Consider the following 12,940-nt stretch of genomic DNA (forward strand, 5'->3'; position numbering starts at 1 on the left):
ATCGGGGGTGCGCGGCTGGGAGCGACCACCCCGACCCCTCGCGGGCGGGTATCGGTCGCGGGGCTGCCACCACGCACCGGCCTGAACGGTGGCCCGCGCACCCCCACCCCCTTCCGCCGGCGAGGTGAGCCATGACCGACCGGCGCCCCGTCACCGACCACGACCGAGACCAGGTCCGCGCGCTCCACGCCCAAGGCCTCTCCCGCAACGAGATCGCCCGACAAATCGGCCGCTCCGGCAAGACCGTCAGCAACATCGCCAAGGCGGCCGGCCTCACCTTCGAGCGCGGACCCGAGGTCGCCGCCGCCACCGAAGCCCGCAAGGTCGACGCCAAGGCCCGCCGCGCCGCCCTCGCCCTCGCCCTGCTCGACGACGCCGAACGCCTCCGCAAGCAGCTGTTCGCACCGTGCACGGTGTACAGCTTCGGCGGCCGGGACAACACCTTCGAGCAGGCCCTCATCGAGGAGCCCTCGTTCCGCGACAAGCGCGACCTCATGCAGGCCGTCAGCACCGCCATCGACCGCAGCGTCAAGCTCGACGAATACGACTCCGGCGCCAACCTCGGCCAGGTCGTCTCCCTCCTGGAGACAATCGGCCGCGGCCTCACCGGCAAGTACGGCACCGGCGACGACGAACACCCCATCGACGACGACGAGCCAGGCGACATCGATGGTTGACCTGCTCACCGCACCGCCGGCGCAGCGCGACGTCCGGCTCAGCGAGAAGCAAGAGCGGTCGATCGCGCACGCCACCGCCCGCATCAACCTGTGGACCGGGTCGATCCGGAGCGGCAAGACCGTGTCAAGCCTGCTCTGCTGGCTCATCTACGTCGCCAACGCACCCCGCGGCGGAGACCTGGTCGTCACCGGCAAGACGTTCGACACCGTCGCCCGCAACGTGTTCGCCCCGCTCATGAACCCAGCAGTCACCGGCCCCGCAGCATCGCTGATCAAGTACACACGCGGCGCCGGCACAGCAACGATCCTCGGGCGACAGATCGAAGTCATCACCGCCAACGACGTCAGCGCCGAAGCCCGGCTACGCGGCATGACCTGCGCCGGCGCCTACGGCGACGAGCTGACCCTGCTGCCCGAGGTCTTCTTCGACCAGCTGCTCGGCCGCATGTCCGTGCCCGGCGCCCGCTTCTTCGGCACCAGCAACCCCGACAACCCGAACCACTGGCTCCGACAGCGGTTCCTCCTCCGCGCCGCCCACCTCCGGCTCCGCCACTGGCATTTCACGCTCGACGACAACCCCGGCCTCGACCCGGAATACGTCGCGTCGATCAAACGCGAGTACGTCGGCCTCTGGTACAAGCGGTTCATCGAGGGCCTGTGGGTCGTCGCCGAAGGCGCGATCTTCGATGCGTTCGACGACCGCAAGCACGTGGTCACGAAGCTGCCGGCAATTCGCCGCTGGCTGTCGCTGGGCATCGACTACGGCACCGCCCACCCGTTCGCTGCCGTCATGCTGGCCCTCGGCGCGGACGGCCGGCTCTACCTGACCAACGAGTGGCGCCACGACAGCGTCAAGGCCCGCCGCAGGCTCTCGCCGGTCGAGTACAGCCACGCCGTGCGGAACTGGCTCGAAACCCTCGACGCCGGCGAGCCCATCGCCCCCGAATACGTCCTCGTCGACTCGGCCGCCGCCGACTTCCGCGTCCAGATGGCGAAGGACGGCTTGCCGAACAAGCCAGCGAAGAAGGACGTCGTCGAAGGGCTACGCACCATGATGTCGCTGATCGCGACTGACCGGCTGCGCATCCACTCGTCCTGCGTCGGGCTGCTGTCGGAGATCCCCGGATACAGCTGGAACGCCAAGGCCGCCCTGGAAGGCCGCGACGAGCCGATCAAGGCTGGCGACGACTCCATCGACGCGGCCCGGTACGCGATCTACTCCACCCGCTCGATCTGGTGGTCGCTGCTGCGCCGCTCAGACTTTTCCCTCGCTGCCTGACCCAGGAAGGAGACCACGTGCCGCTCCCTGACAACGCCGACAGCGCCTGGCCCCCGACCTGGCTCGCACCTGTTCTCGACAAGATCGGCGAGTGGACAGCGTGGTACCGCGGCGACCCGGTCAAGCTGGCCAAGCGGTACGAGCTGCGGGGCGACCAGATCAAGCACCCCCGCACGTTCTGGGGGCAGGGTGTTCCGGACGGCGAGCAGCCGTCTAAGTTGCACGTGCCGCTCGCCCGCGACATCGCCACCACCTCGTCCCGGCTGCTGTACAGCGAGCCGCCGATGCTGACCGTCACCAACACCCAGGCGCAGAAGCGACTCGACCAGCTCGTCGACGACGGCGTCCACGCCACCCTCCTCGCCGCGGCCGAGGTCACCGCCGGCAAGGGCGGCAGCTACCTGCGCATCGTCTGGGACAAGACGCTGCTCGGCCGGCCGTGGATCGCTCGCGTCGACCCGGCCGCCGCCGTGCCCGAGTGGCGATGGGACCGGCTGTCCGCGCTCACCGTGTGGCGTGAGCTGCACCGCGACAACACGCGCGTTATCCGCTACCTGGAGCGTCACGAGCCGGGGACCATCCAGCACGCTGTCTACGAGGGCACCGACGACCGGATCGGCCGGCGCATCGACCTCGCCGCCTACCCCGACACGGCGTGGCTCGTCAGCGCAGGCGGCGTCACGGTCACCGACAACGTCGGCACCATCACGACCAGCATCGACCGGCTGACCGCGGTGTACGTGCCGAACGTGACACCGGCGCCCTGCTGGGAGAACGTGCCCGGCGCCGGTGCGCTGGGCCGGTCCGACTACGACGGCGCCGAGCCGCTGCTGGACGCGCTCGACGAAACCTGGTCGAGCCTGATGCGTGATCTGCGCCTGGCCGTGGCCCGGCTCATGGTGCCGGAGGAGTACCTGACGTCGCTCGGCGCGGGCAAGGGTGCGACGTTCGACGTCGCGCGTGAGCTGATGACGCCGGTCAAGACGATGGCCGACGACGAGAAGGGCCTCAACCTGGAGCTGATCCAGCCGGAGATCCGTGTCGAGCAGCACCTGCGGATGGTGGAGGCGCAGACCCGCACGATCGTCGAGTCCGCCGGCTACAGCGCGCAGAGCTTCGGCATGGACGGCGGCGGCAACGCCACCGCTACCGAGGTCACCGCCCGCGAGCGGGAGAGCTTCATCGGTCGAGACGCCAAGGTGCTGCACCAGCGGTCGCCGCTCGCCGAGCTCCTCGAAACGCTGCAGATGATCGACGTCAAGATCTTCAACAGCGGCATCACGCCCGAGCTGCCCGACGTCGAGTTCGGTGACAGCGTCAGCCAGGACCCCGAGTCGCAGTCCCGCACACTGCAGGCGTATGCCGCCGCCGAGGCCATCTCCACCTGGGAGAAGGTCAAGACGCGGCGCCCGGACTGGGACGACACCCAGATCGGCAAAGAGGTCGACCGGATCCTCAAGGAGACCGGCAAGAGCGTGGAGGACCCCGGCACCTTCACCGGCGGCGGCCCACCCTCGACCGAGCTGCCCGGCCAGGTCGGCGACCCCACCCAGCCGCCGGCAGCGTGACAGCATGCCGGTCGACCGCACCGTCGGCCAGGACCTCGCCCAGGCCCTCGTCGACCTGTACACCGACGCGCAGACCCGGCTGGCCGTCGACGTCGCCCGCCGCCTCGACTCCGGCTGGGACCTACCCGACTGGGCGGAGCGGAAGCTCGAAGGCCTGAACAACCTGCGGCGCTTCGCCGCGAACCTGCTGCAGGACCTGGACAGCAGGATGGCCGACGAGGTCGCCCAGGCCACGATCCTGGCCTTCGTCCGCGGTGGCACCGCAGCGATCGACGACCTCGCCCGCGCCAACAGCCGCAGGTTCGACGCCCGGCTCGCCGCCGAGTCCGGCAACGTCAGCGCCCAGCTGCTCGCGATGATCGAGGGCCGGGCCGCCGGCGCCGCCGCCCAGCTGGCGGAGGCCCGCCTGGCACTGCCGGGCATCGGCGCCCTGCAGCGGCTGACGTTCTCGCTGGTGTCGCAACTGCGCGGTACGCACCTGCGGATTCTGCGCTGGAACACCGACGTCTACCGCGAGGTCATCGCCCGGGTCGGCACCCCCGACGTTCTGCTCGGCCTCGCCACACGGCGCCGTGCAGCGCAGGTCGCCTGGGAGGAGCTGCTCACCCGCGGTGTCACTGGTTTCGTGGACCGGTCCGGCCGCGGCTGGGAGCTGTCCAGCTACGTCGAGATGGCGACTCGGACCGGCACTGCGCAGGCCGCCGTTGAGGGCCACCTTGACCGGCTCGGCGCGGCCGGCCTGGACCTGGTGATCGTGTCCGACGCACCGCAGGAGTGCGAGCGGTGCCGCCCGTGGGAGGCCAAGATCCTGACCCGCGGCGACGGCCCCGGCGGCCGGCGCACCGTCCGCGCTGAGCACGCCACCATCGACGGCCGGCAGATCGACGTCCGCGTTGCCGGCTCCGTCCGGGAGGCCGTCCGGGCCGGGCTGATGCACCCCAACTGCAGACACAGCTTCAGCGCCTACCTGCCCGGCGTCACGAAGGCGCCGACGAACACCCAGGACCCCGAAGGCGACAAGGCCCGGCAGCGGCTCCGCGCGCTCGAGCGGAAGGTCCGCGCCGAGAAGCTCAAGGCAGCCGCCGCCCTCGACCCCGCCGCCCGCAAAGCCCACGAGGCGAAGGTGCGGGCGGCGCAGGCGCAGATCCGCGACCACGTCAAGGCGACCGGACTCATCCGGCAGCCAGGCCGCGAGCAGATCGGCGTCGCCCGGTAGTGCCCGGCCTACTTGCCACCGGCCTGTTCACGAGCGCGGTCAGCCGCGTCCTTTGCTTCTTTGATCCTCTGTTCAAGCTTCATGTGCCACACGTGATGCAAAAGCGTGTTGTCAACCAACGCTCCACAGTCGTTGCAGCTGTTCATGTCGGCCCCTTCCGCTGGTCCGCCGATCCTATTCGCCGCGTCTGATCAGCCTGGTCGCGAATCCGACCCTTGACGTCCGCCGCAATTCCGCGGCGGCAGAACCACCAACCGAGCCCGGAGGCTCAGCATGACCCAGCCCGCCCAGCCGTCGCAGGCTGCGCCGCAAGCTGCGCCAGCCGCCCCGCAGGGGCAGCCCGCCCAGCAGCCGCCCAGCCAGCTGCCCGCTCAGCCGGCCCCGCAGTACACCCAGCCGCAGGCCTGGCCCGCCTACGTGCCGCAGGCCCAGCCCCAGCAGCAGCCAGCCGCCCCGCAGCAGGGATGGCCGCAGCCGCCGGCGCAGGGTCAGCCGCCCGCCCAGCAGGCCCAGCCCGCACCCCAGCAGTACCCGGCCCAGCCGTACCAGGTCCCGGCGTTGCCCGCCTACCCGCCGATGCCGCCCGCCGAGGGCGACGACGGCCAGGGCTACGATCTCGCCCGCCTACCGCGGGCGGCCCGGGAGGAGATCGAGCGGCTGCGCGGGCAGGCGCAGCAGCACGTCGTCCAGATGCGCACCGCCGCGATCTCGCAGCAGGCGTACCTGGTCGCTCCGCAGCTCGGCGTCAACCCGCAGGCCCTCACGGGCAGTACCGCGTGGCAGCAGGCCGCCGCCGGTCTGGACCCGGCTGCGCCGGACTACCAGCAGCGCCTCGCCTGGACCATCCAGGCCATCGCGCAGGCCAACCCCTGGATGGCCGCGATGCCGGGCGCACAGCCGCAACTGCAGCCGCCCGCTCCCGGGGTCCCGGGGGCACCGCCAGCGCCCGTCCCGCCGATCCCCGGGGCGCCCACCGCACCACCCGCACCGGCTCGCTCCGGCGGCGAGTTCACCGGCGCGCCCGGAGGCACACCGGCCGAGCCTGCCGCGGGCATGGGACGCCTCCGCAACGCCTACGGCAGCTGACACCGGGTCACACGGCGCGGGCGCCAGTCACCACACCGTCCACATAGGAGAGAAGCCAGATGGCTGTCACCCTCGCCGAAAGCGCCAAGCTGAGCCTCAACCAGCTGCGCCGCGGCGTCATCGAAATCTTCATGCAGGAGAGCGTGGTCCTCGACCAGCTCAACTTCATCGACGTGCAGGGCAACGCGTACGCGTACAACGAGGAGCTGACCCTCCCCGGCGTCGCGTTCCGCGACGTCAACACCGCCTACACCGAGTCGACGGGCACGGTCAACCCGAAGACGGAGCAGCTGCGGATGTTCGGTGGCGACGCCGACGTCGACCGGTTCATCCAGCAGACCCGCGGCAACCTCAACGACCAGCGCGCCACCCAGACCGCGCTCAAGATCAAGAGCCTGAACTTCTCGTTCCAGGACAACTTCATCAACGGCGACAACGCCGTGAACACCCTGGCCTGGGACGGACTGAAGAAGCGGCTGACCGGCGGCCAGGTCATCAACACCGGCACGAACGGTGCGGCGATCCAGACCGACGACACCACCCGGCACGCGTTCTTCGACAAGATCGACGAGCTGATCTCGCTCGTGCCCGGCGGCGCGAACGTGCTGTACATGAACAACCTGATCAAGGGCAAGTTCCGCAGCGCAGCCCGGCGCATCGGCGGCTGGCAGATGCAGATCGACGGTTTCGGCCGCCCGATCGAGACCTACAACGGCGTCCGCCTGGAGGACATCGGTACCAACGCCGCCGGCACCCTGATCCTCCCGCAGACCGAAACGCAGGGATCGTCCAGCGACTGCTCCAGCATCTACGCCGTGCGCTGGTCGGCCGGCGAGGACGACACCGGTGTTGCTGGCCTGTGGAACGGCGGCGTCATGGTCGACGACCTCGGCCAGCTCCAGAGCATGCCGGTCTTCCGCACCCGCGTCGAGCTGTACGCGTCCATCGCCGTGTTCGGCAAGGGCGCGGCCCGTCTGGCTGGCGTCCGCAACCTCTGACCCACACCGCTGCGCCAGCCCGCGGAGGGGCCGGACTGGCGCAGCACCCCGTCCCCAGTGACCGACTCTCTCGGAGAGGAGCCACGGCCGTGGCCGAGAACGACCCGCAGAACCCGCCATCCGACCCGAAGCCGCCCGCGCGCAAGCCGCCGGCGCTGAAGGTCAAGCACCTCGACGGCTGCCCGGCCAAGCCGGAACGCGTCGAGCAGTACGACACCGACCGGCACAACCGCGACCACAGCCTCACCACGTTCACGGTGACCCGCTGCCAGGACTGCGGGGCCCACGAGGCCAAGGAAAAGGCGTAGGTCGTGGCGTACGCGACGGTCCAGGAGCTGACTAACGCCATGCTGCCGAAGGCGCCGCCGGCGAACGCGCAGCAGCTGCTGGACCGCGCGTCCCGCGACGTCGACCAGGCGCTGCTCACCGCCGTCTACGACCCGGCGCTGCCGGCGAACGTAGCCGCGCTCAAGCTGGCGACGCTGGAGCAGGTGCAGGCTGGCCTCGACGCCGGCGACCGGACCGGCACCGGCGTCCAACGAGGCGGCGGATTCACTCTCGGCCGGCTCTCCGTCCAGGCCGCATCGAGCGCAGCGACCGGCGCACCGCGCAAGGTCGGCAGGCTGTGGGAGCAGGCGTGGGCCGTGCTGCAGCAGGCCAAACTCACCGGCCAAGGTCCCCGCCAGCCGAACGCTCCCACGCGGACGTGGCCGTGACCTGGGCTGAGTTCTGCGCGCTGTACATCCCGGCCCCGGCGACGATCGCCGTCGAGGCCTACGAGGGCAGCGGCGGCCGCGGCGACCTCTACGCCGCCGCGGCCGCGGTGACCCCGTGCGTGGTCGAGGACACCCGCCGCCTGGTCCGCGTGCAGACGCAGGACGCCGCCGGCGCCGAGCAGGTGTCGTCGACGACCGTCTACGCACCGCTGGGCACGGTGGCGCCGCCCAAATCGCGGGTCACGCTGCCGTCCGGCCGCGTCGCCCAGGTCCTCGCCGTCTCCGACATCACCGCCGCCGGCCACGACCTGCCGGAATACGTCGAGCTGAACCTGGAGTGAGCGATGGCCGACATCACCTGGCACGGTGACGAGATCCTCGCCGAGCTGCACGACGCCAGCGTTCGGGGCCTCACCGCTGCAGCCGAGCACCTACTGCAGGTGTCCCGTACCCAGGTGCCGATCGAGGAGGGCACGCTGGAGCGGTCCGGTACGGCCACCGTCGACGCCGAGGACCGATCGGCCGCGGTTGCCTACGACACCGTCTATGCCACCCGCCAGCACGAGGACATGACCCTCCGGCACGACGGCGGACGCAAGGCCAAATATCTCGAGGACCCGTACATCGCGGAGCGGGACACGATGCTGGAGTTGATCGCTGCGGAAGCACGGCGGGCACTGCGGTGAGCGAGTGGACCACGAACCTCATCACTGGCACCGCCGAGCTGCTCGCCGCCGCTGGCGTCGGCGAGTGGCGACCGAACGGACCCTCGTACACCGCGAACGAGGTCGGCATTCTCATGCGAGACGTGCCGCCGCAGCCCGACCGGGTCATCACCCTGGCCCCGTCCATCGTTGCCAGCCCAATTGGCCTGGCTGACTTCATTCAGGGCGTGCAGATCCGTTGCCGCGGCACCACCGACCCCAGGGTGTGCGAGGACCTCAGCGACCAGGTGTTCGATCTCTTGGACTCCGCCAGCCGTCTCACCCTGGGCGGCGTCTCCGTTGTGCAGGTCTACCGCCAGTCGCACACGCCTCTCGGCAAGGACGGCAACGGCCGCTGGGAGTCGAGCTCCAACTACTACTTCGAGGCCATGAGGCCGACTGTCAACAGATCCGAGTGAGAGCGAGGACGTCATGGCGACGACCCCCACCACCCGCGTCACCGCCCTCGCCCGGCGGATGCGGGTCGACATCGACACCGCCACCTACCCAGCCAGCCTGTACCAGCAGCTCATCGGTCGGCAGGAAGTGAAGCTGATCGAGGAGCTGCGGACGCTCGACGACGAGTCACACGAGGACGGCGGCGCGATGCGCGAGGCCGTCACCGGCTACAGCTGGCGGCTGGAAATCAAGCTGCTGCACTCCACCAACGTGGCCGGCACCTCGAAGGACGTCGTGCACGCCTACCTCCGGACCATGTTCAACCTGGCGAAGGCCTCCAACGTGGCCGCGGCCGAGTTCGGAGTCCGCTGGTACGACCGCAACGGGCTCGCCGGCGACAGCTTCGAGGGCCGCGCCTACGTCAAGGCATGGCCTCCGGAGGGCGGCGGCCCCGGCGCCCAGGACGTGATCTCCGTCGTCATCCAGGGTCAGGGCCCGCTGGCCGAGATCACCAACCCCGCTGGGTCGCTGCTGCCCGCCGTCTCGGGCGTCACGCCGACCACGGGTGGCATCGCCGGCGGCAACATGGTGCAAATCTTCGGCCGAAACTTCACAACGGTGACTGGGGCGGCTGGCGTCAAGCTCGGCGGGACGAACGCGACGAGCTACGTCGTCAACAACGACAGCTTGATCACGGCGGTCGCGCCGGCACACGCGGCCGGTGCGGTGCAGGTGCTCGTCACCAACCCGGCCGGCCCGAGCGTCGACACCGCCGCCGACGACTACCTGTACGTCTGATGGGCCTGCAGCTCGGCGAGCTCGACCAGTACTTCGATCCCGGCCTGTCGTTCTACGCGACCGGCCGAGACGACGTCAGCCGCCAGTACACGGTGCCGCTCCCCGCGGCAGACCTGGGCCTGTGGTGCGTCCGCGCCGCCCAGCTCCAGCGCAAGGGCCGCAAGGACCCGTCCAAGATGTCGCCAGCGGAGCTCGACGAGCTGCTCGACGAGGTGGAGAAGCTCCCGCCGCCGCCCGGCGACCAGGGCCTGACGATGCAGGAGCGGGTGCTCGGGGAGACCCTCGCCGCGCTCGTCGACGCCGGCGTGCCGCATCACTACTGCGAGTTCGCGTTTCGGTTGGCGATGGTGTGGATCATCACCAGCGACGATCCGACGGTCGAGGCGTACTACCGCGCCGGCGGCCGCCCGGAAGCTCCCAGCCCGGCGAACAGGGAGGAGCGCCGGGCGGCAGCACGCAGCAGTGGGCGGACCAGTACGGCCGCGGTACCCGAGACCCTCACAGCGGCCTCTGGGAGTGGTACGAGATCCCGGAAGACGTCGAGCGCCAACACAGCGGCGAAGGCACCTCGTGGACGAAGGTCCTCGAGTACTGGGTGATCGTCGAGGCCGACCTGCACGAGGTGTACGGGGTCGACGTCGAGGACCGGGCGCTGATGCGCGCCCGGTCGTGGCGGTGGCTGCAGGTCCGGATCCAGGGTCTGCTCGCTGCGGACACCCGGCTGCAGCGGGCGCTTGCGCCGGCGCCTGAGGTGCCTCAGTAGGTCGGGCAGATGTACTGCCGCACCGCGGCCAGGATGCGCGTCGACTTCTCGGCCCCGAAGCCCTCGGGGTGGTTGGGGCTCGTGAAGCGCTTGTTCGTCAGCTCGACGAGCTTCGGCTGATCGTTCGGCGTCTGCTTGACCGAGCCGCACTGGTCGCGGCCGCGGTTGACGATCAAGCTCTCTTCTTTGCCAGCGACGATGTCCGGGTCGATGTCCCGGAGCGCTGAGATGTAGGCCTTCCAGGCGTCTGGGCCCGGCGTGGGCGGGATGCCGTTGGCGACGGCGGCCGCCGTGGTCGCGCTGCTGTCGGCATCCGTCTTGTCGCCGCTGGTCACGCCGTACACGACGACGCCGACCACGCACAGGGCCAAAACCCCGAGGACCGAGACGAGCACCATCAGCAGCGCCTTGTTCGGCGGCTTCCGCCGGCGTGCTGCTGCCTGCTGGACGGGTCGCTGTGGGTACATGACTGCCCTCTCTGTGTGGCCAGTGACCCCGGCACGGTACCGACCTGCCGCAACAGCGGACATCCATCGATCCGACAGGAGGGGACGGCGTGGGGCTGGTACTGGGCGACCTGGCGGCGATCATCCGCGCCGACGACCGGCCGCTGGAGGAGGGGCTCAACGACGCCAGGACCAGGCTGCAGCGGTTCGGCGACAAGGCACGGCAGATCCTCGACGTCGCTGGCGCGGCCGCCGGTGCTGCTCTCGCTGCGGGGATTGTCAGCAGCCTGAACATCGACGCCGGCAAGGACAAGCTGGCTGCCCAGCTCGGCCTCACCGCGGAGGAGTCTGGCCGCATCGGCAAGACCGCGGGCAATGTGTTCGCCGACGGGTTCGGCGAGGGCATGGAGGACGTCAACGCGGCTGTCGGGGCGGTCGTCAGCTCGATCGATGGGATGCGTACCGCGTCGGCCGACGTGCTGGAGGACATCACGACCGACGCCTCGGCCCTCGCGGAGGTGTTCGAGGTCGACGTGTCGCGCTCCGCCCAGGTCGCCGGACAGGCCGTCAAGTCCGGGCTGGTCCGCGACGCCAAGCAGGCGTTCGATTTGCTGTCGATCTCGATGCAGCAGCTGCCTGCGAACGTGCGCGAGGATTTGTTGGACGCGATCGACGAATACGGGCCTTTCTTGTCCGCGATCGGCATCAAGGGCGAGGAGGCCTTCTCGCTGCTGGTCGCCAGCGCTGAGAAGGGCGCGTTCGGCATCGACAAGACGGGCGACGCCCTCAAGGAGTTCACGATCCGGGCGACCGACATGTCGACCGCGTCGAAGGCCGGCTACGACGCGCTCGGCCTCAGCCAGGAGAAGTTCTCCCGCGCACTGCTCAAGGGCGGTACGGAGGGAGCCGCAGCGTTCGACCAGATCGTTGCCGGACTCCTCAAGATCAAGGACCCGGTGGCGCAGTCGCAGGCGGCGCTCGCGCTATTCGGCACGCCGCTGGAGGACCTCAGCGTGGCCGAGATCCCCGCGTTCCTGACCTCTCTGCAGGGCGTGAAGGGCGGCCTCGGCGACGTCGAAGGCGCCGCGAACAGGATGAGCGAAACCCTGCAGGGCAACGCCAGCGTCAAGCTGGAGAGCTTCAAACGCAAGGCGCAGCAGGCGTTCACAGAGCAACTGGCTCAGGCCATCCCGACCATCGAGAAGGTCGTCGGGTTCCTGGAGCGTCACGAGGCGGTCGTCCGGCCAGTGGTTGCCGGACTCACCGCGCTGGCCGTCGTCATCGCCGTCGTGGCCGGTGCAATGAAGGTGTACGCGATCGCGCAGACCTTCGCGAACCTTGCACTGTGGGCGTTCCCCGTGACCTGGATCGTGCTCGCCATCATTGCCCTGATCGCCATCTTCGTCCTGCTGTGGTTCAAGGTCGAAGGGTTCCGCAACTTCTTCCTCGCCGCCGGCAAGGCGATCGGCGACGCTGCGATGTGGCTGTGGAACAACGCGATCAAGCCGGCCGCGGACGGGATCGCAATCGCCTGGGCGTGGGTATCGCACGCGTTCATGACCGCCTCTGAGGTGTATGCGCAGATCGTCACGTCGATGATCAACCTGTCGCTGTGGCTGATCAACCAGGCGTTCAAGCCGGTTGCAGCCGTGGCCGTCTGGCTCTGGGAGACCGTCCTCAAGCCGACATGGGACGCGATCGCCGGCGCGGCGACGTGGTTGTACGACAAGGTGTTCGCACCGGTCTTCGGCAAGATCATGAGCCTCGTGCGCGTCGTCGGCGGCGTCTTCCAGTCCGTGTTCGGCGCGATCGGCGGCTTCGTCGCCGACGCCTTCAGCCGGGCACTCGGGTATGCCAAGGCCGGCATGAACGGCGTGATCGGGCTGCTCAACTCGGCACTCGGCTGGATCAACACCAGGGTCATCGATACCGCCAACAAGGTGCCCGGCGTGAACTTCCCGCACATCCCGACGATCCCCAAGCTGGCGCAGGGCGGCTACATCCCGGCCACCCCAGGCGGCCGGCTCGTCACCGTCGCCGAGGGCGGCCAGGGCGAGATCGTTGCGCCCGAGGACAAGATGGCCCAGTGGCTTGCCCAGGCCGTGGCTGCTGGCCGGAGCCTCGCTGACCGCGGCGCCGACGGGCACGCCGAGCCGACGATCATCTGCAACTTCATCGTCGACGGCGAGATCGTGCAGACCGAGACGATCAAGGCCGTGAGACGCAACCCCGAAGAGGTCGCTCTCGCCGCACGCGAAGGCGACAAGAGCCTCGACTTCGCCAACTAAGG

General features: G+C 69.8%; 16 protein-coding genes. 15 read left to right on the top strand and 1 reads right to left on the bottom strand.

Going from position 1 to position 12,940, the window contains the following annotated elements:
• The first annotated feature begins 131 nt into the window (after positions 1 to 131).
• From ACQEVZ_RS20235 to ACQEVZ_RS20300, 14 genes are all read left to right on the top strand, one after another.
• Positions 132 to 677: a helix-turn-helix domain-containing protein gene (locus ACQEVZ_RS20235; RefSeq protein ID WP_433368687.1), complete on the top strand. Its 546-nt coding sequence runs from the start codon at positions 132 to 134 to the stop codon at positions 675 to 677.
• Positions 670 to 1,956 (top strand): PBSX family phage terminase large subunit, encoded by a 1,287-nt coding sequence (locus ACQEVZ_RS20240; protein ID WP_433368690.1) that lies wholly within the window; start codon positions 670 to 672, stop codon positions 1,954 to 1,956. The genes ACQEVZ_RS20235 and ACQEVZ_RS20240 overlap by 8 nt, the downstream gene beginning before the upstream one ends.
• 17 nt (positions 1,957 to 1,973) lie before the next feature.
• On the top strand, positions 1,974 to 3,524 hold the full coding sequence (locus ACQEVZ_RS20245; protein WP_433368694.1) for a phage portal protein: 1,551 nt from the start codon (positions 1,974 to 1,976) through the stop codon (positions 3,522 to 3,524).
• Positions 3,525 to 3,528: 4 nt separating this feature from the next.
• Positions 3,529 to 4,740 (top strand): phage minor capsid protein, encoded by a 1,212-nt coding sequence (locus ACQEVZ_RS20250; RefSeq protein ID WP_433368697.1) that lies wholly within the window; start codon positions 3,529 to 3,531, stop codon positions 4,738 to 4,740.
• 273 nt (positions 4,741 to 5,013) lie between these two features.
• Positions 5,014 to 5,826: a hypothetical protein gene (locus ACQEVZ_RS20255; RefSeq protein WP_433368700.1), complete on the top strand. Its 813-nt coding sequence runs from the start codon at positions 5,014 to 5,016 to the stop codon at positions 5,824 to 5,826.
• Positions 5,827 to 5,885: 59 nt separating this feature from the next.
• Positions 5,886 to 6,824: a major capsid protein gene (locus ACQEVZ_RS20260; protein ID WP_433368703.1), complete on the top strand. Its 939-nt coding sequence runs from the start codon at positions 5,886 to 5,888 to the stop codon at positions 6,822 to 6,824.
• Between the two features lie 89 nt (positions 6,825 to 6,913).
• Positions 6,914 to 7,132, top strand: coding sequence for a hypothetical protein (locus ACQEVZ_RS20265; protein WP_433368706.1), 219 nt, complete (start codon positions 6,914 to 6,916; stop codon positions 7,130 to 7,132).
• A 3-nt stretch (positions 7,133 to 7,135) separates the two neighbouring features.
• Positions 7,136 to 7,540, top strand: a complete 405-nt coding sequence (locus tag ACQEVZ_RS20270) for a hypothetical protein (RefSeq protein ID WP_433368709.1) — start codon at positions 7,136 to 7,138, stop codon at positions 7,538 to 7,540.
• Entirely contained in the window at positions 7,537 to 7,881 is a 345-nt protein-coding gene (locus ACQEVZ_RS20275) for a hypothetical protein (protein ID WP_433368712.1), read from the top strand. The genes ACQEVZ_RS20270 and ACQEVZ_RS20275 overlap by 4 nt, the downstream gene beginning before the upstream one ends.
• Positions 7,882 to 7,884: 3 nt before the next feature.
• Positions 7,885 to 8,226 carry a hypothetical protein gene (locus ACQEVZ_RS20280; RefSeq protein ID WP_433368715.1) on the top strand — a complete coding sequence of 114 codons (342 nt, stop codon included), beginning with the start codon at positions 7,885 to 7,887 and terminating at the stop codon, positions 8,224 to 8,226.
• On the top strand, positions 8,223 to 8,663 hold the full coding sequence (locus ACQEVZ_RS20285) for a minor capsid protein (RefSeq protein ID WP_433368718.1): 441 nt from the start codon (positions 8,223 to 8,225) through the stop codon (positions 8,661 to 8,663). Before ACQEVZ_RS20280 ends, ACQEVZ_RS20285 begins: the two co-directional genes overlap by 4 nt.
• Before the next feature lie 13 nt (positions 8,664 to 8,676).
• On the top strand, positions 8,677 to 9,441 hold the full coding sequence (locus tag ACQEVZ_RS20290) for a phage tail tube protein (protein WP_433368721.1): 765 nt from the start codon (positions 8,677 to 8,679) through the stop codon (positions 9,439 to 9,441).
• Positions 9,441 to 10,040, top strand: coding sequence for a DUF7426 family protein (locus ACQEVZ_RS20295; protein WP_433368724.1), 600 nt, complete (start codon positions 9,441 to 9,443; stop codon positions 10,038 to 10,040). The genes ACQEVZ_RS20290 and ACQEVZ_RS20295 overlap by 1 nt, the downstream gene beginning before the upstream one ends.
• Positions 10,037 to 10,204 (top strand): hypothetical protein, encoded by a 168-nt coding sequence (locus ACQEVZ_RS20300; RefSeq protein ID WP_433368727.1) that lies wholly within the window; start codon positions 10,037 to 10,039, stop codon positions 10,202 to 10,204. The genes ACQEVZ_RS20295 and ACQEVZ_RS20300 overlap by 4 nt, the downstream gene beginning before the upstream one ends.
• Here the strand turns inward: ACQEVZ_RS20300 and ACQEVZ_RS20305 are convergent.
• The gene (locus ACQEVZ_RS20305; RefSeq protein ID WP_433368730.1) at positions 10,198 to 10,671 is read right to left on the bottom strand and encodes a hypothetical protein; all 474 of its coding nucleotides are present in this window, start codon (positions 10,669 to 10,671) and stop codon (positions 10,198 to 10,200) included. The two genes, ACQEVZ_RS20300 and ACQEVZ_RS20305, sit on opposite strands and share 7 nt — an antisense overlap.
• A gap of 89 nt (positions 10,672 to 10,760) precedes the next feature.
• Between ACQEVZ_RS20305 and ACQEVZ_RS20310 the strand changes: the two genes are divergently transcribed.
• Positions 10,761 to 12,938, top strand: coding sequence for a phage tail tape measure protein (locus ACQEVZ_RS20310; protein WP_433368733.1), 2,178 nt, complete (start codon positions 10,761 to 10,763; stop codon positions 12,936 to 12,938).
• The last annotated feature ends 2 nt before the right edge of the window (positions 12,939 to 12,940 follow it).

The organism is Dactylosporangium sp. CA-152071, assembly GCF_050936335.1.
GTDB lineage: Bacteria > Actinomycetota > Actinomycetes > Mycobacteriales > Micromonosporaceae > Dactylosporangium > Dactylosporangium maewongense.